The following is a 20,110-nucleotide window of genomic DNA, read 5'->3' on the forward strand; positions in this document are numbered from 1 at the left end:
CACGGTTTAACGTGGGGTTTTGTTTTATCGGGCCAGCAGAGTGCTGTTAGAACTTATGTTCTAAACCAATGGCCAGATAGTCGCTGTCTACTTTGTTATCAAAATCAAAGCTGGAATACCAGGCGAATAATTTGGTGTCTTTGCCCAGTTTATAGTCGGCGCCCAGGCTGTAACCATCGTGCTCTTCCAACGTCTGGAACTGTGCTTTTAATTCATATTTTTCAATTGGGTAAGCCACGTTTGCCAGCCAGCCGTCATCTTTGGCACCACCGGCCATAGGTTCCTGTTGCTGCACACCGGCACCCAGTTTAAAACCAGCTAATTTGGTTTGCACAAAAGCACGGCTGGTGTCATAACCGCTGATATCGTTGTCCATCGCAATAGAAGCGTAAATGGCGCTGTCTTTTAAACCATCATCACCATACATCAGCGCCACTGACTGGCCGTCCTGACCTTTGGCTGAGTCTTCCATCACATGGCTGACCAACACTGAAAAACCGTTAAAAGACGGGCTGATATAGGCCAGAGAATTACTCATCCGGTTTTCACCTTTCCACAAGGTTTTAATATCCGCTTCGTAATCGTTAAATAAATCCATTTTGCCTTGTGACAGCTTCAGTGCAGTGTCGTTGCGGCCGGCTTTAATAGTACCAAAGCTGCCTTTAATACCAATAAACTGGTCACGGGCTTTAATATTTTTTTCGTTGGCTTCATCTGAAGGGTCAACTTCCCATTCCAGCTGATACACCAGCGTCAGTTCGCCATCCAGCGCATAATCGCCTTTTAAGCCAAAGCGGGAAGCATTACTTTTTAACTCGCTGAACGAACCTTCACCTTCGTCAGATTGTTGTGCCGTCACGTTAATTTTACCGTAGACAGTCAAAGGGTCGGCCTGTAACGGTAAAGACAAGCCGGATAACAGCGCAAGCAACAAGGTGTTTTTAACAAAGGTATTCTTTACGAACATATTCTTGGCGAACATAGGTAAATCCTTCTCAGCATTGAGGAAAAAGGTTCGACAGCTTAAGCCCGTTGAGTATAACCGCTTCAGTTAAAATTCAAGGGCGAAACCGGCAACAGCGCGGAAATTTTCCGCTTTATCACAGTTAAGTGTCTGTTAAATGACAATTTAGCGTCATTTTCATGGCGTTCGGGTGGCTATTTTATGGCTGTTATATGACAAGAATATGACAGCACAACACCGACCAGTGGCCGCTGCTGTGTTGTTATTGTTCGTGGGGTTGTTTTACGGGCTGCTTGTTCAGTGGCTTACCGGTGATGGCAATAGCTTGCAGGCGCCGCTGCGTTTTGCCGTATCAAAGTCGATGCCTGATGCCAGCACACGGCGTTGTGGCTGAAACAGTGCCGACGCAAAACTTTGTGGCAAACGTTCATCCGGATAACGGATTTGCGCCAGATCCAACATGGTGTGAAAGGTTTGGCTGGTGAGTAAAGGTGCATCACGGCGTTCTGTTAACAGCTGCACCTGGGCCTGATATTGGCTGCGGAATTTGGTTGAGCCCCACCACAAAGCAGCTACCCGGTAGTCAAACTCGGTATTGTGGCCATGCCCACTTTTATCACAAGCACCGTCAAACAAATTTTCGCCATGATCCGAGACCAGCAGCAGGCTGCTCAGTGCATTCTGTTCTTCCAACTGACGGATCAGGTTAAATAACAGGTAATCGGTATAAGCCACTGTATTGTCATAAGCATTATTTAGTTTTTCTTTATTGGCCCTTTGGTGCATGCCAAGGGTTTCGCCTTTGCCCGAAGGCTGAAATAAATCAAAACTGTCGGGGTAACGGTCGGCATAACTAAAGTGACTGCCAAGGGTATGCAGCACTATCAGTTGTTTTTGTGTACCTTTTGCCAAAACCCGCGAAAATGCACCAACCAGCACATCGTCGTAAAAACCTTCTTTTTTATAACCCACAGGGTTTAAATATTGCACTTCATCCGCTTCGCTGGCATGCAATGCTACAGAACTGTCATGCACCCCCAGCGGGCTTTGTGTCGATAACCAGGCTGTGGCAAAACCCGCTTCTTTAAAAGCCGCCACTATGGAAGTTTCACGGGAAAAATAACTGTGATCCTGCGCTGATTTACGCGACAAAATCACCGGCACCGACATCCGGGTCCAGGCCCAGGGGCTTATCATATTGCTAAAACTCACCACATTGCCCAAACCTGCCAACCTGGGTGTGGTGGCGCGTGGGTAACCATTCAGCTGCAATCTGTCTGGCCTCAGTGTTTCGCCAATCACCAACACATAAATTTGCCGCTCAGCGCTTGCTACAGGCTGACTGGTACCAAACCGAAAATCGGCAACAGTCGCGGCCACTTCAGCCAAAGCGGCTTTTTGTAGTCTGAATTCGTTGGCCGCCAGCACTAAATTCAGCGGGTAACTCTGATGATACAAATTGTGGGTATTGGGCAAAGGCCTTTGTGCCAGCGCTGTTTCAGTGGCATTACGCCCTTGTTTTACCGGATAGAGTTCACGGTAAACCAGCTCCTGTTGATACAACCAGCCACATAACACAATACTTGCCAGCCACACCACAGGCCTGCCAAAACGTGGCCAATGCAATTCTTGTACTTTACACACTGCACTGCTCAAGGCCACCAGCAACAACACCAACAAAATGGCCGGTAAAATCAACCAGCCAAGGCCGGATAAATAACCGGCCGCTTCGGCCAAATCGGTTTCGGCAATAATGGCCATGGCATGGGCGTCTGTCACTTTCTGATAAGTGGACAGATAAAACAACTCCTGCGGTGCCAGCAAGGCAAAAGGCAGCAAAAGCCAGATGCTGTTACTGAGCTTGTGACTGACCGACAATAACAATAACAACAGCAGCAATGCCGGCAAAATGCCATGCTGCAAAAAAGCCTGCAGGTCGGTTTTTTGCGGCAACAGATACAGCTGCGGCGACAAAATCAGCAGCAACAATAACATCACCGACAACGGCAGCGTGATCCGATGTTTTAACAATGGTTTCATACACTCTTCTGGTTATTTCAGGCGAAACACAACAAGGGCCAAGCCAGCTTTTTACCTTGTGGTCGGGCATTTGCAGACAATAAAACAAGGCACCTGGACACTAAATGTGCAGTCAGATTTGGCTTTCATTTGTGAATTCAAATCTTTAGTCGTGGGCTTGCTTATAAAAGCCAGCATAATGCCATTTTGGGTAGCATATTTCTGCAAAACTGCACTGGTATTTTGTCATATTTTTATAGTATGGTGCTGCGGTATCTTAAAAAAGGCCGGCTTTTTCTCTGGCGTGTTGTTGCACAATACGCCATCTGCCAGGCCACCGACATTTATCTGAGGAATTATTATGCTCGCCAAGCCAGTCGCATTAAGCAACGAAACTCATAAAGACTTAAAAATAGTACCAAAATTCTCATTAGAAGCAGTGAATGGCCGTCATCTGGCACCGCTGATGCTGCAAGAATTTGTTGCTGCAGCCCCATATTTCCCGATTTTCTTTTTAAAAGCTCAGGACAACAGCGGTTATAACGCAGTTGCCGTTTATGGTTTAAAAGAAGAACAAAACCTGTTTGTAGAAAATGACAGCTACACAGGTGGTTATCTGCCGGCATCTATCCGCACTTACCCTTTTACCCTGGCTCAGTCTGGTGATGATCAACTGGTGTTATGTGTAAATGAACAGGCCGACAACGTCAGCCGCGCTGAAGGCCAGCCGCTGTTTAACGAAGATGGCAGCAACACTGAGTTTTTCGACGGTGTGAATAAGTTCTTCCGCGATTATATCGACGCTAACACCGTCAGCCGCAATATTGTGAAACAGATTGAAGAGATGGATTTATTTAAAGCCGATGGCCTGCAATACACTGATGCCGCTGGCAAAGATCACCGTTTAAATGGTTTTTATGTGATTAACCGCGAAAAGTTTGACGCCCTGAGCGATGAACAATTCCTGTCACTGCGCAAATTTGGTGTATTACCAGCCATTTACGCTCATTTAAGCTCGCTGGACCGTATTGGCACTTTAATCAAAAAACTGCCGGTTGACGCTGCTTAAGCTTTTACACTTATTACAGCCGAAAAAAAGCGAAGCATCAGCTTCGCTTTTTTATTGTACAACAACGGACATCAGCACAACCTTTGGCCTTGCTGGCGCTGATACATCAGCTGATCGGCACGGCTTAATAAATGCTCCAGACTGGGACCTTGATCCGGCAAATAATGCACAGCAGCCACACTAAACTGCAGTGGGCTCGACCAGGATTCCTGACTTTGCTGCATCAGCGTACTCTGCCTTAACCTTTCCACTATCTGCTCGGCCTGCATCGCATTGCTGTTAGCCACCAAGACGGCAAATTCATCATCACCCAGCCGCCCTATCACATCACTGCCCCTGAAAGTTTGCCTTAACAACCGGGCAAAACGCATCAGAGCCCTGTCACCTTCGGCTTCACCATAAGCGTGATTGAGTGTGGCAAAACCATCGAGATCAAAATATAACAACACAGCGGGCAACCCCTGCCGTTCACTGCTGCTTAACAACAACCTGGCCATAGTTTCAAAACCCCTTCTGTTCACCAGACTGGTTAAATCGTCAATAATGGCCAGCTGACAGGCCGCCAGTTCTTGTTCTGTTAACAAAGCTAAATCACGCAAAGCGGCCAAATCATCGGCCGATATGTCTCTGGGCACTTTGTCCATCAGGCACAAGGTGCCAATTTTGCAGCCATTAAAAGCGCGTAAAGGTACACCGACATAACAGCGGATCCCTTCAGGGCCTTGCACCAGCGGATGATCAAAAAAGTAAGGATGATGCCGGGTGTCCTGAATCACCAAAGCATCGTCTCCCAGAATGGTATGGCCACAAAACGAACTTTGCCGGTCGCTGCCGGTTAAATTACAACCCTGAGCGGCCAGTACGCGGATTTGCTCAGCGTCGACCAGATGCAAAGCACAAATCGGCATTTGTAATAAACGCCGCCCTAAACGAATGAGCCGGTTAAACTGCTCATTACCACGACAATTCAGTAATTGTGACGTATGCAGGGTAGCGAGCCGCATAGGCTCATTATCGGGAATAGTGGCTTGATACATAGCGTGTGACTCCTTTTGCTGATCTCAGGTGTCACGCGTGCAATCAGGTCTTCCTTACCGCAGCTGAAAACCACCGCTGAACTGACGCATGTCTTCATCTGACTGCCACTAACGGCTTTGGGTTCAATCAACAACAGCATCAGCACCACAACAAACGGCAGCAAGGCTTGACAAAATCTGGCCTTGAACTGGTTTTTATGCTTAAAAACAAAAGTTTGACGCCAACAGCTGGCATTTACTTTGCTTTAATTTTTTTTATGTACAGGATGTACGGTACACCGGCGTTGCAGGAGCAAAAAGCCGGTGATGTACAGGATGTACGGTACACCGGCGTTGCAGCAGCAAAAAGCCGGAAGCAACCAGTGGTTTTATTAAGTTTCAGATAAAAAGGAGCTGTGATGCGTGATGCAATGATCCTGTTGTTATTGCTGCTCTGTACCACCAGCATGGCAGAACAGGCGCCCTGGTATCAGTGGCAAAGTAAAATAACAGGTGGTTTGATTTGTGCCCAACACTCGCCCGGGCAAGGCTGGGTAAAGCAGGCGGCGCACTTCAGAACTGCCGGTCATTGCAAACAGGCGTTGCCACAAAACCGCAAAAAACCTTAGTTTTCAAAGCGGTTTTTGTCTGTTTTCTGCGAGGTTTTTTAAAGCGTTTTCTAAAAGGCTTTTGAAAGTTTTTTTGCAGTAATTTTTAAACATAACCAGACTGCGCCGTACAGACGCAGCCCAATCAATAACACTTTATTCTTTTTGTAACAAGGCCTTAAACGCCGACAACGCAATAGCGGCCACTTGTTGTAAACGCTCAGCGCTGGCGCCATTGGCGGCCTGAATCGACATACCCTGAATTTGCACCACAATAAAACCCGCCAGCGCACCACAGTCGGCGTCGGGAGGAATTTCACCGGCGGCCTGGGCTTGTTCTAAACGCTGTTGCAGCTGCAACTCACCTTTTTGCCGTTTTTCAATCAAAGCCTGTTTGACATTATTGGCGCTGTCGCTGCATGACAAAGCGCCCTGCACCACCACACAACCTTTTGGATGGCTTGGATCTGCATTGGCCGCTGCGGCGCCAAACAACATATGTTCCGCCACCTGATAAGCGGTAGGTTGTAATAAAGCCGGTTGAAAAAAAGCACAAGGGCGGTTTTCATAAAGCTCAATGGCTTTTAAAAACAACTGCTCTTTATTGCCAAAAGCTGCATACAAACTGGGTTTATTAATGCCCATAGCTTCGGTTAAATCCGGCAAAGACGCGCCTTCGTAACCCTTGGCCCAGAACACTTCGAGGGCTTTTTGCAAAGCTTTATCCATGTCAAATGCACGCGGGCGACCTACCTGAGCCTGGTTTTCTGACATCACAAAACTCCTCAATAACCATAACTGCAACAGGGTAATTCTATGGCGACAGAGTAATCAGCTTTGCAAGCCTTGTAAAGCACGCCATACCTACCGAGCGGTACAGAAATCTTGCCAGCAGCATTTTTCCGACTGCAACAGCTCTGACCAGAACGATGCCAATTCAACCACTTAAGCAGCCACAACCAGCGACAAAAAAGCTCACTAACTACAGCCCTTTTGCCAACAAATTTTTTGATATAGCCAAAGCCTGTTTTGCTTAGCACAAAATGTTCTTTAGTTTTTTACCGATTGGTACAGAAAAACATTGACTCCGTTTTCACATCCTATATATTTACCGACCAGTACAATATACCAGTCAGTACATAACGCAGCAACCACAAAAGATTGCTGCCAGCTCAACCCTAAAAGGACCTTGTTATGCGCCAAACACATACTGTCAAAAACTTTATACTCGCCAGCATTGCCGCAGTTGTGCTTGCCGCATGTAGCCAACCAGAAGCAGCCCCGCCAGCCGCCGGTGCTCAGACAGGACCAACAGTAGATGTTGCCACTGTGGTTGAACAACGTATTACCGAATGGGACCACTTTACCGGTCGATTGCAGGCGCCTGAAACTGTGGCTTTGGTGCCTCGCGTTTCGGGTTACCTGACGCAGGTGCTGTTTTCGGAAGGTCAGCTGGTCCAAAAAGGCGATTTGTTGTTTCAGATTGACGACCGTGCTTTTCAGGCTGAAGTCAAACGGCTGCAAGCCGAGTTAATTGCTGCCAAAAGTAACCAGCAACTGGCGAAAAACGACTTTGAACGGGCCGAAAAACTGCGCAAGCAAAAAGCGATAGCCGAAGAGTTACTGGACGCCCGTCGCGCCAGAATGGAGCAAAGTGCAGCTCAGGTGGCAGCAGTCAGTGCAGCCCTTGATAAAGCGCAACTCGATTTATCCCATAGCCGGGTGACTGCTCCTATCAGCGGCCGCATTTCCAATGCGCTGATCACCAGCGGCAACTTTGTGCACGCCGGCCAAAGCCAGCTGACCAGCATAGTGTCTACCGAAAAAATCTACGCTTATTTTGACGCTGACGAACAAACTTACCTGAAATATGTGGCGCTTGCCGCCAAAGGTGAACGTGCTGACAGCCGCGAACAAAGCCCGGTGTTGATGGCGCTAAGTTCAGACCAGGACTACCGCTTTGCCGGCGAGCTGGATTTTCTCGATAACAGCGTTAACCCACAAACCGGCACCATCCGCGCCAGAGCTGTGTTTGATAACAAAGATAACCTGTTGATCCCTGGCCTTTTTGCCAATATCAAACTAACCGGCAGCGCAAGCTACCAGGGCATTCTGATTGATGACAAAGCTGTTGGCACCGACCTTAACAACAAGTTTGTGCTGGTGCTGGACGACAAACAGCAGCTGCAATACCGCGCTGTCACTTTAGGTGAAAAAGTCGGTGGCCTGCGCATTATCAAACAAGGGCTGAAGGCCAACGAAACTATTGTGGTGAATGGCCTGCAGCGGGTACGCCCGACTATGCAAATCACGCCAAACCCTGTGGCTATGACCTCTGCTGAAACTTTGCAGGCGCTTAAAACCACCCAGCAACAACTGGACGAAGCAGCAGCAAAACTTGTTGCAAAACAACCTGTAATCAAAGCACAACCTGTTAAAGCGGTAGTCGACATTAGTCAAAACAGCAGCCAGCAACTCAGCAACACCACTGGCAACAGCCGCGGTTAAGGAGCCCTTATGCTTTCGCAATTTTTTATTAAAAGACCCATTTTTGCCGCTGTGTTGTCGCTGCTGTTTTTAATCAGTGGCGCCATAGCTGTGTGGCAACTGCCGATAACCGAATATCCGGAAGTAGTGCCGCCAACAGTAGTGGTGACCGCCAACTACCCTGGCGCCAACCCTAAAGTCATAGCCGACACTGTGGCTTCGCCGCTGGAGCAGGAAATTAACGGTGTGGAAAATATGTTGTATATGTCATCCCAGGCCACTTCTGATGGCCGTATGACGTTGACCATTACTTTTGCCATAGGCACAGATGTTGACCGCGCCCAGACTCAGGTACAAAGCCGGGTCGACCGTGCCAAACCCCGTTTGCCACAAGAAGTGCAGCGCCTGGGTATTGTCACCGAAAAATCCTCACCGGATTTAACCATGGTGGTGCATTTAACCTCGCCGGATAACCGCTACGACATGCTGTATTTGTCTAACTATGCGGCGCAAAACGTCAAAGACGAGCTGGCGCGTATTGAAGGTGTAGGTGCTGTGCGGTTATTTGGTGCCGGTGAATACAGCCTGCGGGTGTGGCTGGACCCACATAAAGTGTCGGCGCTGAACCTGACCCCACAACATATAGTGGCCGCCATTCGTGAACAAAACCAACAGGCAGCAGCCGGTAGTTTAGGTGCGCAGCCTTCGGGCGAAAGCGATTTTCAGTTATTGATCAACGTCAAAGGCCGGCTCAGCTCAGTAGAAGAATTTGGCGACATTATTATTAAAGTGGGTGCACAAGGTGAAATCAGCCGGTTAAAAGACGTGGCCAGGTTAGAACTGGGTGCCAGCACTTATGCACTGAAATCTCTGCTCGATAACAAAGACGCTGTGGCTATTCCGGTGTTTCAGGCCTCTGGCTCTAATGCCATTCAAATCTCTGATGATGTGCGGGCCAAAATGGCGGAACTGTCAAAAAGTTTCCCACAGGGTTTAAGTTACGACATCGTCTACGACCCCACAGTTTTTGTGCGTGGTTCTATTGAAGCTGTAGTGAAAACCCTGCTGGAAGCTGTGCTGTTGGTGGTGCTGGTGGTGGTGTTATTCCTGCAAACCTGGCGCGCTTCTATTATTCCACTGGTGGCAGTGCCGGTGTCTTTGGTCGGTACCTTTGCTTTTATGCACTTAATGGGTTTTTCGCTCAACGCCTTGAGTTTATTTGGTTTAGTACTGGCCATTGGCATAGTTGTAGACGACGCCATAGTAGTAGTGGAAAACGTTGAGCGTAATATTGCCGATGGTTTAAGCCCGCTGGCAGCCACGCAAAAAGCCATGAAAGAAGTGACAGGCCCAATTGTTGCCACCACTTTGGTATTGGCAGCTGTGTTTATTCCCACTGCTTTTATGACAGGTTTAACAGGTCAGTTTTATAAGCAGTTTGCGCTGACTATTACTATTTCTACCTTTATCTCAGCCATTAACTCTTTAACCTTAAGCCCGGCGCTGTCGGCCTTGTTGTTAAAAGCACATGGCGCGCCTAAAGATAAACTGACCCGCGTGATGGACAAAGCCTTAGGTGGCTGGTTATTTCAGCCATTTAACCGATTGTTTAATAAAGCCTCTTTAGGTTATGGCCTGCTGGTGCGTAAGGTGATTCGTTTTGGCGCTCTGGTTGGCATTATTTATATTGGTATGTTGGGTTTAACCGCCGGGTTATTCCAAAGCACACCCACAGGTTATGTGCCGGGTCAGGACAAACAATATCTGGTGGCTTTTGCCCAGTTGCCGGACGCAGCTTCGTTAGAGCGCACTGAAGCTGTCATCAAAGAAATGTCACGTATTGCGCTGGAGCACCCTGGTGTTGCCAACTCAGTGGCCTTCCCTGGTCTTAGCATCAATGGTTTTACCAATAGCCCCAATAGCGGCATTGTGTTTACGCCATTAAAAAGTTTTGACGAGCGCCAAGGCCCGGAGCTTTCAGCCAATGCCATAGCCGCTGATTTAAATGCCAAATTTGCCGGTATTCAGGACGCTTTTATTGCCATATTCCCACCTCCACCGGTACAGGGTTTAGGCACCATAGGTGGTTTCCGTTTGCAAATTCAGGACAGAGCCAACTTAGGTTATGTTGAACTTGCCAAAGTAACGCAACAAGTGATGATGAAAGCCTGGCAAACGCCTGAATTGGCTGGGGTATTCTCAAGTTATCAGGTAAACGTGCCACAGCTGGATTTAGACGTAGACCGCACCAAAGCTTTAGCACAGGGCGTTTCTTTAGACACGCTGTTCCAGACGTTACAAGGTTATTTAGGTACCACTTATGCCAACGACTTTAACCAGTTTGGCCGCACCTATCAGGTCAATGTGCAGGCCGACGAAAGCTTCCGGCAAGATCCTTCGCAAATTGCTGCACTTAAAGTGGTCAATAATCAAGGCGATATGATACCGCTGGGTTCCTTTGTGAAGGTATCTCACAGTGCAGGCCCAGACCGTGTGATGCACTACAACGGTTACACCACAGCCGAAATTAACGGTGGCCCGGCGCCTGGTTTTAGCTCTGGCGAAGCCCAGGCCGCTATTGAAAAAATTCTGGCCGAGACTCTGCCAGCCGGCATGACCTACGAGTGGACAGAACTTTCTTATCAGCAAATTCTGGCCGGTAACGCCGAATATCTGGTGTTCCCGCTGGTGGTGCTGCTGGTGTTTATGGTGCTGGCCGCCCAATACGAAAGTTTAAGCCTGCCTTTGGCCATTATTTTAATAGTGCCTATGACCTTACTTTCAGCCATCAGCGGTGTGTTGTTATACGGTGGTGACAACAATATTTTCACCCAGATTGGCCTCATCGTATTGGTTGGTCTTGCCACCAAAAACGCCATTCTGATGGTGGAATTTGCCAAGGAAAAACAAGACCACGGCATGGCGCCACTGGCCGCCATTTTAGAAGCGGCCCGTTTAAGACTGCGCCCCATTTTGATGACGTCGATTGCTTTTATTATGGGTGTGGTACCTATGGTGTTCTCCACCGGCGCTGGTGCTGAAATGCGTCAGGCCATGGGGGTGGCGGTATTTGCCGGCATGATTGGTGTCACCATTTTTGGTCTGATTTTAACCCCACTGTTTTATTATGTGCTGGCCAAAAGAGCTGCCCGCACCAGTGCTGCCACCTCGCAGGAGCTGACTCATGGTTAAGTTATTGAATATAAGATTAAATCTGACTGCAAACACTCAGATTTCCGGGCAATCTCTGAGGGCTGCCAACAACAACGCCAGCCGTCAAAGCCGGTTGCCAAAAACCCGTTTAGCAGTACTGGCGCTTTTCACCAGCGCGCTACTTGGTTGTGCCGCCGTTGGCCCTGATTATCAGGCGCCAACCTCACTCAACACCACCATGGCCATGCCGGCGATAGCTGAAACAGCTGGCAATATGACGCTTCCTGATAACGCCACTTTATGGTGGCAAAAGTTTCAGGACGCCGAGCTGAACCGGCTTATTCAAACTGCACTTGAGCAAAACCAGCAGCTGGCTAAAGCACAAGCGAATGTGGCCAGGGCTTATGCGGTATTTGCCGACAGCGACGACAATCTCTGGCCCAAAGTTGCACTGGATAGCAGCTATCAAACAAGCCGCACACCGGCCGAAGTAGCAGGCGCTGTAAATAGTGTTGATGGCAACGCACTATATAACCGCCAATCACAACTGCGCGGCACTTTAAGCTGGGATTTAGATTTAGCCGGCAAATTAAAACGTGCCAGCGAAGCGGCCAATGCCAGGGCAGAAAGTGCGGTATTTGCCTGGCAGGACGCGCAAATCGGCATTATTGCCCAGGTGGCACAAAGTTATGGTGATTACCGCGGTGCAGAGCTGCGTCTGGCGGTTGCGCAGCAAAACCTCGCCAATATGCAACAAACTGAGCAGTTGATTCTGGCAAGACGGGACGCTGGTATGGCATCAGATTTAGAGCTGGCGCGTATTAAAGCCCAGCTCTATCAACTCGAAGCCAGCTTGCCGCAATTTGAAACCAATAAAAGCCGGGCTTTCACTACGCTGGCGGCACTGTTGGGTTTTAGCCCCGAACAGCTGCAATTACAACAAACTGAAGCAGGCAAACAAGCTTTGCCAGAGCTGAAACAACCTCAGGCCATCGCAATCACCAAAGATCTGTTGCGCCACAGGCCAGATATAGCCCAGGCCGAGCGGCAACTGGCCGCCAGCACTGCCGATATTGGCGTAGCCACCGCAGATTTATATCCCAATGTCTCGGTGAGTGGCTTTTTGGGTTTTATCTCAGCGCCCGGTTTAACTTTGGGCAGCGATCAACGCGCCTGGGCTCTGGCCCCGAGTTTAAGCTGGCAAGGTGCTGACTGGACTTCGGTACAAGCCCGCATTAAAGGCGCCAAAGCCAGTGAACAAATGGCGCTGGCCGATTTTCGCCAGCAAGTGCTGGATGCACTCAGCAACATGCAATACAGCCTCGAAAGTTACAACTTAAGCCGGCGCCAGCAGCTCATTCAGCAACAACAAGTGGCCGCCACCAGCACAGCGGTTGCACTTTCCAAAGCCCGGTTTGAAGCTGGTAATGCCGATTTTCTGGAGTTATTGGATGCAGAGCGGGAACTACTGGCCGCCCGTGATGAACAAGCCAGATTAAGTCAGCAGAATTTTCAGTTATTGGTGTTGTTGTACCGCAATTTTGCCGGGGGACTCAACCTGAGCTAAGGCTTTCCTGCTTGGGAAAATATCAGTGTGATTGACTGCCAGCGGCTCCTGTCCCGCCGCTGGTAGTGATGCAGATTTTTATATCTGCAGATGCTGGTGTTTTCCCTTTTTTCCTCTGCTTTCCACGCTTTGGCAAGTGCAAAGATAGCAAGCGTCAGGCAAAAATCAGGCAAATTGTAAACTGGCGCCCGCTGTATGACGGCGACGATAAGAAGGATGCACCAGAGCTGATGCCGCTGAAACCTGATATCTGTGGCTGAAAAAATCCAGCACTGAGTCTGCACTTAAACGACGATATGCCAGTTTATGTTCCAGCACCACAGCTTCAGCCAGTTGTTGCAAAGTTTCCTGTAATGAAACTCCGCTTGGTTTTGGCATTTTATACAAACTAAACAAGTAGTTAATAGCAAGTGATGCATAAGAAGTTTCAGCTTTTTTGCTGACAAGGCCAAGTTCATGCAAACGAATGCCAATTTCGCGAATTTTTTGCAGGCGTTGATGTTCTTGCATGATGTTGTCCACTTGGTGATCCCTGATACTTTTATATCGGAACCTAAAGGGAAAACTTGAGGCTGTTCTGCTGAAAATAAGTGCTGTGACAACAGCGGTAACATCAGATGATGTGTTGTTTTTATTCTGCCCCCCTTATCCAGCATGGGCTGCAGCCATTTCGCGCGCAGATAAATGCCGGCAAAAATTATTTGATACCAAAGCTGATGATGCCATTTGATGTTCTGACTCACTGCTGCTTTTTTCAGCTGCATCACAAAAATAACAGGGTTACAAAGGCCGGAACATCACAGATCAATACTGATTTTGCCCTTTTCGCCGCAAAATCAGTATAAAAGACCAAAAAGGGCTGGTTAGACGGGGCAAACAACAGCAAAGCCGCCCGCTGTGCTTATTGCGTAACTGCTATTGCGTCACTGCTATTGCAAAACTGCGGCCTGCCCTCTTTGATAAAAGCAATTAACGCGCCTGACGGTGCAAATTTAACTGCTGACTTTGTTCTTTACTCAGCACTAAAACCATAGTGCCGGACAGCTGGTCTTGCAGCGCCAGTTTTTGTTTCCAGCGCACCAACAACCATAAATTGCCAAGTCCACCTAACGAGGTAAATAAGCGGATAAGTGCTTGTTTTAACGTCACTGGCGCACCATTTTGCTGCACCAGCAATAAACGCCAGGCCCGCATGCCCAGGGTTTGCCCGGCTTTACACCAGAAATACAGATAAAACCACAACACCCAAACCAGCAGATACAACTGAAACCACAAAGCATGACGCTGAATATATTCAGCTGCGTCCTGATAACCCACCAGCGACAACAAACCGGCTTTTTCCAGCCCAGCCACCAGCGCCAGCGCCAGCAACATCGCCAGCATTAATAACGCAATCAAAGTCATAAAATCATACAGCAGCACGCCTAATCTGCGTACCAGTCCCGCCCGCGGCGTTTCTGCAAACATAAAATCCACTCTCATTCCGGCAAATTCCGCCCGCATACACTATGCAGAAAAAAACGCAGTTTAGCATGCAAGCCCAGAGCGGCAACAGCCAAAGGCCAAAGCCGGAGCGCTTAAAAATTACGCAATTAACTGTTGCCATTGATTTTTTGCTTGCGAAGCCAGCCAAGCTTTGTATAATCACGGCTGTTTACCACGCAAGACCCCCCTCAATGCCTGGGTGGCGAAATCGGTAGACGCAGCGGATTCAAAATGCAACGCGTCAACGATGAATTTAGGCTTAAGTGGTTGATTAGTAAGTGAATAAAAAGACTAGATAAGTAAACCGAGCTTGTAAAGTCTTGTAAAGTTTTAGAAATGCCCCTTCTATATGCCTGGGTGGCGAAATCGGTAGACGCAGCGGATTCAAAATCCGCCGAGGGAAACTTCGTGTCGGTTCGAGTCCGACCCTAGGCACCAATACTATTAATATTAATTTCAAAATAAAATGCCATTTAGTGGTTTTACTAAATGCATTAACAAATGAATCTTAGTAAAAACTCCTAGTCATTAATAAATAGCATTCTGCTTTTGCCTTTTGCGCCAAAATTATTCAGTGGCGATTTCGGCCATAATTCCCAATGTAGCTATGCACGTCATCCCAAGAAAATCTTTGCTTGTATTATCTGTCCAAAACAGAGCTTCACATGGATGTTGAATTTTGAAAGACGTGAATAGAGATGCATAATCATAGATGCTCTGTATTGTCTCGGTATTTGTATGGGCTGAAGAATTTCTAATTGATTGTAAAATTTTGGGGTATATATCTAAAGTGAGTCCTGAACTAAGCTTGGATTTGTTCGTTAGCGTACTTGCGTTAACTATGGTGTGAAGAACGTCAATATCTCCCCATGTGGGCTCTTTTCTTTTTTCAAGGTTGGTGAGAAGAGGGTCTATTCTGTTTCCCTTTGCTAATCTAATTGCAATATATGAAATTCGCGATTCACTATTAGTTATAGGGTCTATAGGGTGAGTTACGCTACCACTTCTGGTGGTAGCTCCCATTGCTGATTTTAAAAAAATTGACCGACTAAACCGCCCCCAACTCTGCCATAAATTGGACAGTAATCCTTCTAAAAACATCAATTGCTCAAAATTAAGCTCCCTGACATTATGGGTAGCTGCAAAGTCACCCAACTGCCCCTCAAAATATCTAAGCCGCTTCATGAACTTTCGATGTTCAGCTTCTAGATGCATTATCAGATCTCGTCTAATAGGGCTCTAGATATGTATGCTACCCTTACCAGTCGTTGCTTTTCCCTATTGGCGCCCTCTGAACAGGCTGCAACGTATTCTTTGTGTTTACTTAAATCTTTCATTTCATGAGCCGCAGCAAGTTCAAGTAAGTTTGCCACTGCTTTGGTTTTATCTTGGAAAAACAAGCCTTTGGGTTCGATTCCCAACTTATCAGCCAAATGCGGAATGCCCCATTTCAAATGGTACATCGAGACTATTAAAGACAGAAACACGTAGTGTTTTGTCATAAACGATGACTGAATTTCTGACAAGGACGTTTGAATCTCGTGGAAAATTTCTGCAAGTTTAGTAGAGAAATCATCAGCCTCATCAAATGATGCATCTTTGACTTCGTATAAGTCCTTTAGCTTTTTAGGACTGGAGCTTACTACCCCATGAGTTATTGCTAAAGCGATCTCTGTAATTAGTTCGGCATCAGCCATTCTTACGATTTGTCTATTAGATAAAATGCCCCAGTTTGAGAAAATTTCACCAAATCCATCTAGTTGTCTATTTACCCAATCTTTAAATTCACCGAAATACTCAGCATGACGTTTCTCAGCTTCATTCAGTGGCAGTGTATAAGCATTCATCCGTCTAAACATTTGCAATATTTCAGCACGTTGAGCACCTCGAATTACATCAACTGATACCGTGTAGGATAAAAATTTTGTTTGTAAATCTTCCTCTAACTGCGAGAAATAAAGACCTTGGTAAATTTTAGAGTTTCTTCCTAGAGCAAATTTGTCGTCAACGAAGTCAAATATAGATAGTAATCGTTGTTGGCCGTCGACCAGTTCACGCCTTGGTCTTCTACTATTTCGATCAATCATTTCGTTAAAGAAAATTTTAGGGAATGGGTAATCGTTTAAAATCGTATCGATAAAGTAACTTCTTGCGCTGGATGGCCAAAGTCTAGGTGCTCTTTGGTATTCTTCATTAACGAACAAATCTTTACGTTTATGCATGTCGATTAGTTCTGCAATTGAATATCTAGACTCTTCTATTCGCACGTTGACCTCATTCAAAGTTATTACCTAAGGGTATTAATTCAGTAAAGATACATCACTTAATTCATTCATTACAAAACATCTTCGATATGATAAATATAGTTATGCTCGGATATATTTAAACTTGTGGACTTTAACAAGCCAATCTAGCCTCCTCTGAGTAATATCACTAATCACTCTGAACCCGTTCTCATAAGCAACATGCGATGGATCAATAGCTGCATCTTGCTCAACTAAAATGGTCTTCCGATTACCATTGTCTTTTTTATTGAGATTAAATGCAGCGTGAGCCGTTGTCCCTGTGCCTGCAAAAAAGTCCAATATCAAGGCGTTTTCTGATGTGTGGCTATCAATTAGATCTTCTAACAGTTCAACTGGTTTTGGTGTCTCAAACACCTTTGAACCAAAAATTTCTTTTATCTGGTTTGTCGCCCTTTCTGTAAGGTAACGATTATCAACCCATAAGCTTTTTGGTTTAATACGTTTAGAACGGTCAAAGTAGTTTTTTACGTAGACAACGCCTTTAGGGCTTGAGTAGAGCTTCCATGATTCAGCAGTAGCTTTATCTTTGCCCCAAAGCCAACGACGCTCTATACCTTGGCTATCTACAGGATATACTTCTTTGAGTCCTGGAATCACATTTTCTGTGAACACCCGCCCTAGGTCATCAAAGTACAGTGGGTAAAACATATTAGGTCTATCTGTTCTGAGGCTCGCGTCACCTTTCTTCCTAAACAGACCATCAATCCGATACTCGCCGTGCTCATCAAATTTATTGTATGACTCTAAATCCAAGTCTGGTAGACCACGGACTTTGGCCGATTTACTTTTACTATAAACAACAATGTACTCATGGTTAGTAGCAATATTGCCACGCGCACCCTTACCATTATTGCTTCGGCAGGTAGTTATACAGCTTATGAAATTCGTTTCGCCAAATATCTGGTCGAGTAAAATTCTGAGGTATGGCTGTTCATAGTCATCAATGCTGACTGCAATAATTCCGTCGTCAGCTAAAAGAGTCTTTGCCAATTCCAGCCGTGGCCGCATGAACTCCATCCAAGCAAAATGACTACCCCATACAGGATCGTTCGTTGAGTATCTACGGTCGTTGTAAATGAACTTGCTACCTGTGTTGTATGGTGGGTCGATGTAGCAAAAGTTTACCGAGCCAGATAAGAAGCCTGACAATTGATTCATAACCGAAAGGTTATCACCGACGTAAAGAGCACAGTCATCGTCTGTATTTCTGATGTCTGGAATCTCGCTAACAGCAGGTGTTTCAGAATAATCTATCTGTTTGATTTTTAGTGACATCTTTCTTTTACTCTTATTTTATGGTGGTATGATAACAGAGAGCTAAGCCGCTATATATGGAGAACTGGATGAAAGGACAAAACCCATATCCAATGGGGTCGTTGACTAAAAACTACGAACAAAAAGCAATTAAAAAGCGTTTAGAAGCCTTCCTGATTGATAACGTAGGTAAAGTTGTTACCCGACAAATGCTTATAGAAGTTTCAAAAGATCCGATAACAGGGAAGGAACCAGAGAACTGGCACCAACGATTATCAGAATTGCGAACTGATGATGGTTATACGATTTTGTCGAAAAGAGATCGTAGTTATCTGTCTGTCGAAGAGTATGTGCTGGATTCACTGGAGAAACGTGCGTCTGCTGGAAAAAGAGTTCTTCCAACTAAAGATACGTGGGGCTTAGTGCTTGCTCGTGCAAATAACAGGTGTGAGTGGACAGAAGGCGGGCATCATTGCTGCTTGGCCGAAGGTGATATTGACCCTATTGGCGGAGGCACGGTCAAATTAACTCCTGACCATATGCAGCCGCATTCGGTCAACCCTAATTCTGACCCTAATGACCCTGCACAATGGCAAGCCCTTTGTGGTCGTCATCAGGTCGTTAAGAAAAACTTTTGGGATTCGACATCGGGAAAAATTAATACTATTGCGGTAATTCAGGCTTTACCAAATGCTGACAAAGCCTTGGCATACCAGTTTCTAAAAACTTACTTTGGTGACGATTAGTTATTGGTTATTGTGACTACAAACACTCCAATACTTTGCCAGTAACAGCAAAAGTTATCCTCCCACACCGGATAGATGTCTAACCCTTCTTCTATCCGGTAATACCCATACAATGTCTGAAACACCCCCGCCTGAAAGTCAAAATCCAAATCTTTTGCAAGTTCAACGTCTTGCCCTTGGCCGACATATTTAAAGTCGGTAATGTAGGCAAAGTGCCACGTATCACCTTTACGAAATAACATGATCTCAACCGGATGGTAGCCACGTTTTTCAGCGCTGTAGTCTGGATCTCTGAAGTTGATGGTGACTGTGCTGGCATTGCTAAAGTCATGGTCTTTGAGTAACTTAATCAGGTGGTTTACCAGTGTGCTACTTACAGGCAAAGCAAGGCCCTCGTACTGAATACGCATCGTTAAATTCCTTCTGGTGGTGTTAGTTGAATATGTGGGAGTGGGTTTGTTGCAGGCTGGTGAAGGTATCAAGGCCGATGATCACATGATCCAGTATGTTGATATCCATCACCTTGGCGGCTTCACAGACCCGCTTTGTAAAATTAATGTCGGCCTGACTGGGTTTTGATTTCCCTGATGGGTGGTTATGAATCAGCAGCACTGCTTTAAGATTTAATATTATGGCCGTGCGCATTATCTCTGCCGGACGCATACAGACTGAATCTGTGCTGCCTGTTGCCACCACCTCAAAACAGTTAATGTCATGCTGGCTGGTCAGGTTGACGACGATAAACTGCTCCTTGGTTTCGTGTTTCAGGTAGTCAAAGAGCTTGGCCACAACCTCTGGCTCAGTCACTGATTGACCAATGATGTTGCATTCCACTTCTTTAAAGCGGTACTTCACATCAATTTCACGTAGGGTTGCCATAAAGCCTCCTAAAGATATAAAAAGGCCGGAACTGATGTCCGGCCTGTGGTGGTTTTGAAATAGATTGCACATTACGCTTTGGCGAGTTCTGCTTTGCTGGTGCGTCTTACCTTCGGTGCTTTGGGCGGTGATACCTGTAAAATCTGCTGGTCTAACTCACCACGTTCAACCGCCTGAATGATGATGCCTATCACCTCCAGCAGTTTCTCTTTTGGCCCTACATCAATAGCCGTTTTACCCTTCGCCAGCTCCATGGTTTTTAACCCCACCTTGATTTCAAAGTAGTAGTGGTTATCGCTGTCGTAATACCAAGGCCGGACGGCTTTGCGTTTTCTAACGATTTTGCGCTCACCAGTTTCAGGGTCTTTGATGCTTTTGTCTTTAAACGCCTCAAAGGCTTGGTTTTGTAACATGCACTGCGCCATAGCAAGCTGTTCATCCAGCTTTTCAATCAACTTCATACGCTTGCCTAAAATCGGTGGCTTCGGCTCGATTTTTGGACGGTCGATCACCTTGAGAGAACTCAATAATGTAGTCATAGATACCTCGGAGTTTTG

At 46.6% G+C, this 20,110-nt stretch carries 18 protein-coding genes and 1 tRNA gene; 7 read left to right on the forward strand and 12 right to left on the reverse strand.

Annotated features, from left to right (window positions below; all coding sequences use genetic code 11):
- Window positions 1–46 precede the first annotated feature (46 nt).
- Both RCH83_RS11505 and RCH83_RS11510 read right to left on the reverse strand, forming a co-directional pair.
- The gene (locus tag RCH83_RS11505; protein ID WP_306522157.1) at window positions 47–982 is read right to left on the reverse strand and encodes a porin; all 936 of its coding nucleotides are present in this window, start codon (window positions 980–982) and stop codon (window positions 47–49) included.
- 279 nt (window positions 983–1,261) lie between these two features.
- The gene (locus tag RCH83_RS11510) at window positions 1,262–3,004 is read right to left on the reverse strand and encodes a phosphoethanolamine transferase (protein WP_306522159.1); all 1,743 of its coding nucleotides are present in this window, start codon (window positions 3,002–3,004) and stop codon (window positions 1,262–1,264) included.
- 340 nt (window positions 3,005–3,344) lie between these two features.
- Here RCH83_RS11510 and RCH83_RS11515 point away from each other — a divergent pair, with 340 nt between their 5' ends.
- Entirely contained in the window at window positions 3,345–4,052 is a 708-nt protein-coding gene (locus RCH83_RS11515; protein WP_306522161.1) for a SapC family protein, read from the forward strand.
- Between the two features lie 71 nt (window positions 4,053–4,123).
- On the opposite strand, the gene RCH83_RS11520 is transcribed toward RCH83_RS11515, so the two are convergent.
- Window positions 4,124–5,089 (reverse strand): sensor domain-containing diguanylate cyclase, encoded by a 966-nt coding sequence (locus RCH83_RS11520; protein ID WP_306522163.1) that lies wholly within the window; start codon window positions 5,087–5,089, stop codon window positions 4,124–4,126.
- Between the two features lie 398 nt (window positions 5,090–5,487).
- Here RCH83_RS11520 and RCH83_RS11525 point away from each other — a divergent pair, with 398 nt between their 5' ends.
- Window positions 5,488–5,697 carry a hypothetical protein gene (locus RCH83_RS11525; protein ID WP_306522165.1) on the forward strand — a complete coding sequence of 70 codons (210 nt, stop codon included), beginning with the start codon at window positions 5,488–5,490 and terminating at the stop codon, window positions 5,695–5,697.
- Window positions 5,698–5,832: 135 nt separating this feature from the next.
- Here RCH83_RS11525 and RCH83_RS11530 read toward each other — a convergent pair whose 3' ends face one another.
- Window positions 5,833–6,450: a TetR/AcrR family transcriptional regulator gene (locus RCH83_RS11530; protein WP_306522167.1), complete on the reverse strand. Its 618-nt coding sequence runs from the start codon at window positions 6,448–6,450 to the stop codon at window positions 5,833–5,835.
- Window positions 6,451–6,870: 420 nt separating this feature from the next.
- On the opposite strand from RCH83_RS11530, the gene RCH83_RS11535 reads away from it, so the two are divergent.
- From RCH83_RS11535 to RCH83_RS11545, 3 genes are read left to right on the forward strand one after another with little or no spacing between them, the layout of a single operon-like run.
- Window positions 6,871–8,184 (forward strand): efflux RND transporter periplasmic adaptor subunit, encoded by a 1,314-nt coding sequence (locus RCH83_RS11535; RefSeq protein WP_306522169.1) that lies wholly within the window; start codon window positions 6,871–6,873, stop codon window positions 8,182–8,184.
- A gap of 9 nt (window positions 8,185–8,193) precedes the next feature.
- Entirely contained in the window at window positions 8,194–11,355 is a 3,162-nt protein-coding gene (locus RCH83_RS11540; protein ID WP_306522171.1) for an efflux RND transporter permease subunit, read from the forward strand.
- A complete protein-coding gene (locus tag RCH83_RS11545) occupies window positions 11,348–12,883 on the forward strand; it encodes an efflux transporter outer membrane subunit (RefSeq protein WP_306522173.1) in 1,536 nt (511 codons plus the stop codon). The genes RCH83_RS11540 and RCH83_RS11545 overlap by 8 nt, the downstream gene beginning before the upstream one ends.
- A 165-nt stretch (window positions 12,884–13,048) precedes the next feature.
- Here RCH83_RS11545 and RCH83_RS11550 read toward each other — a convergent pair whose 3' ends face one another.
- Both RCH83_RS11550 and RCH83_RS11555 read right to left on the reverse strand, forming a co-directional pair.
- Window positions 13,049–13,393 carry a hypothetical protein gene (locus tag RCH83_RS11550; RefSeq protein ID WP_306522175.1) on the reverse strand — a complete coding sequence of 115 codons (345 nt, stop codon included), beginning with the start codon at window positions 13,391–13,393 and terminating at the stop codon, window positions 13,049–13,051.
- Between the two features lie 459 nt (window positions 13,394–13,852).
- Window positions 13,853–14,350 carry an RDD family protein gene (locus tag RCH83_RS11555; protein ID WP_306522209.1) on the reverse strand — a complete coding sequence of 166 codons (498 nt, stop codon included), beginning with the start codon at window positions 14,348–14,350 and terminating at the stop codon, window positions 13,853–13,855.
- A gap of 369 nt (window positions 14,351–14,719) precedes the next feature.
- Between RCH83_RS11555 and RCH83_RS11560 the strand changes: the two genes are divergently transcribed.
- Window positions 14,720–14,806: transfer RNA gene (locus RCH83_RS11560), tRNA-Leu, on the forward strand.
- A gap of 129 nt (window positions 14,807–14,935) precedes the next feature.
- On the opposite strand, the gene RCH83_RS11565 is transcribed toward RCH83_RS11560, so the two are convergent.
- From RCH83_RS11565 to RCH83_RS11575, 3 genes are all read right to left on the reverse strand, one after another.
- Entirely contained in the window at window positions 14,936–15,583 is a 648-nt protein-coding gene (locus RCH83_RS11565) for a hypothetical protein (protein ID WP_306522177.1), read from the reverse strand.
- Window positions 15,584–15,585: 2 nt separating this feature from the next.
- Window positions 15,586–16,635 carry a DUF262 domain-containing protein gene (locus RCH83_RS11570; RefSeq protein WP_306522213.1) on the reverse strand — a complete coding sequence of 350 codons (1,050 nt, stop codon included), beginning with the start codon at window positions 16,633–16,635 and terminating at the stop codon, window positions 15,586–15,588.
- A 99-nt stretch (window positions 16,636–16,734) separates the two neighbouring features.
- Window positions 16,735–17,949: a site-specific DNA-methyltransferase gene (locus RCH83_RS11575; protein WP_306522179.1), complete on the reverse strand. Its 1,215-nt coding sequence runs from the start codon at window positions 17,947–17,949 to the stop codon at window positions 16,735–16,737.
- A gap of 68 nt (window positions 17,950–18,017) precedes the next feature.
- Between RCH83_RS11575 and RCH83_RS11580 the strand changes: the two genes are divergently transcribed.
- A complete protein-coding gene (locus RCH83_RS11580) occupies window positions 18,018–18,674 on the forward strand; it encodes a hypothetical protein (RefSeq protein ID WP_306522181.1) in 657 nt (218 codons plus the stop codon).
- Here the strand turns inward: RCH83_RS11580 and RCH83_RS11585 are convergent.
- The 3 genes from RCH83_RS11585 to RCH83_RS11595 all read right to left on the reverse strand — a co-directional run bounded on the left by RCH83_RS11585 (window position 18,671) and on the right by RCH83_RS11595 (window position 20,092).
- Entirely contained in the window at window positions 18,671–19,084 is a 414-nt protein-coding gene (locus RCH83_RS11585; RefSeq protein WP_306522183.1) for a DUF2787 family protein, read from the reverse strand. The two genes, RCH83_RS11580 and RCH83_RS11585, sit on opposite strands and share 4 nt — an antisense overlap.
- A gap of 22 nt (window positions 19,085–19,106) precedes the next feature.
- Window positions 19,107–19,553, reverse strand: coding sequence for a JAB domain-containing protein (locus RCH83_RS11590; protein WP_306522185.1), 447 nt, complete (start codon window positions 19,551–19,553; stop codon window positions 19,107–19,109).
- 71 nt (window positions 19,554–19,624) lie between these two features.
- Window positions 19,625–20,092: a DUF6641 family protein gene (locus RCH83_RS11595; protein WP_306522187.1), complete on the reverse strand. Its 468-nt coding sequence runs from the start codon at window positions 20,090–20,092 to the stop codon at window positions 19,625–19,627.
- Between the last annotated feature and the right edge of the window lie 18 nt (window positions 20,093–20,110).

It is taken from the genome of Rheinheimera sp. (genome assembly GCF_030824435.1).
Lineage (GTDB): Bacteria > Pseudomonadota > Gammaproteobacteria > Enterobacterales > Alteromonadaceae > Pararheinheimera.

What these genes read in the sequence shown, in the direction of transcription:
- RCH83_RS11580 (WP_306522181.1), top strand. Translation starts at nt 18,018, where the DNA reads ATGAAAGGACAAAACCCATATCCAATGGGGTCGTTGACTAAAAACTAC.
- RCH83_RS11545 (WP_306522173.1), top strand. Translation starts at nt 11,348, where the DNA reads ATGGTTAAGTTATTGAATATAAGATTAAATCTGACTGCAAACACTCAG.
- RCH83_RS11555 (WP_306522209.1), bottom strand. Translation starts at nt 14,350, where the DNA reads ATGTTTGCAGAAACGCCGCGGGCGGGACTGGTACGCAGATTAGGCGTG.
- RCH83_RS11525 (WP_306522165.1), top strand. Translation starts at nt 5,488, where the DNA reads ATGCGTGATGCAATGATCCTGTTGTTATTGCTGCTCTGTACCACCAGC.
- RCH83_RS11585 (WP_306522183.1), bottom strand. Translation starts at nt 19,084, where the DNA reads ATGCGTATTCAGTACGAGGGCCTTGCTTTGCCTGTAAGTAGCACACTG.
- RCH83_RS11515 (WP_306522161.1), top strand. Translation starts at nt 3,345, where the DNA reads ATGCTCGCCAAGCCAGTCGCATTAAGCAACGAAACTCATAAAGACTTA.
- RCH83_RS11520 (WP_306522163.1), bottom strand. Translation starts at nt 5,089, where the DNA reads ATGTATCAAGCCACTATTCCCGATAATGAGCCTATGCGGCTCGCTACC.
- RCH83_RS11590 (WP_306522185.1), bottom strand. Translation starts at nt 19,553, where the DNA reads ATGGCAACCCTACGTGAAATTGATGTGAAGTACCGCTTTAAAGAAGTG.
- RCH83_RS11530 (WP_306522167.1), bottom strand. Translation starts at nt 6,450, where the DNA reads ATGTCAGAAAACCAGGCTCAGGTAGGTCGCCCGCGTGCATTTGACATG.
- RCH83_RS11510 (WP_306522159.1), bottom strand. Translation starts at nt 3,004, where the DNA reads ATGAAACCATTGTTAAAACATCGGATCACGCTGCCGTTGTCGGTGATG.
- RCH83_RS11595 (WP_306522187.1), bottom strand. Translation starts at nt 20,092, where the DNA reads ATGACTACATTATTGAGTTCTCTCAAGGTGATCGACCGTCCAAAAATC.
- RCH83_RS11505 (WP_306522157.1), bottom strand. Translation starts at nt 982, where the DNA reads ATGTTCGCCAAGAATATGTTCGTAAAGAATACCTTTGTTAAAAACACC.
- RCH83_RS11535 (WP_306522169.1), top strand. Translation starts at nt 6,871, where the DNA reads ATGCGCCAAACACATACTGTCAAAAACTTTATACTCGCCAGCATTGCC.
- RCH83_RS11575 (WP_306522179.1), bottom strand. Translation starts at nt 17,949, where the DNA reads ATGTCACTAAAAATCAAACAGATAGATTATTCTGAAACACCTGCTGTT.
- RCH83_RS11565 (WP_306522177.1), bottom strand. Translation starts at nt 15,583, where the DNA reads ATGCATCTAGAAGCTGAACATCGAAAGTTCATGAAGCGGCTTAGATAT.
- RCH83_RS11540 (WP_306522171.1), top strand. Translation starts at nt 8,194, where the DNA reads ATGCTTTCGCAATTTTTTATTAAAAGACCCATTTTTGCCGCTGTGTTG.
- RCH83_RS11550 (WP_306522175.1), bottom strand. Translation starts at nt 13,393, where the DNA reads ATGCAAGAACATCAACGCCTGCAAAAAATTCGCGAAATTGGCATTCGT.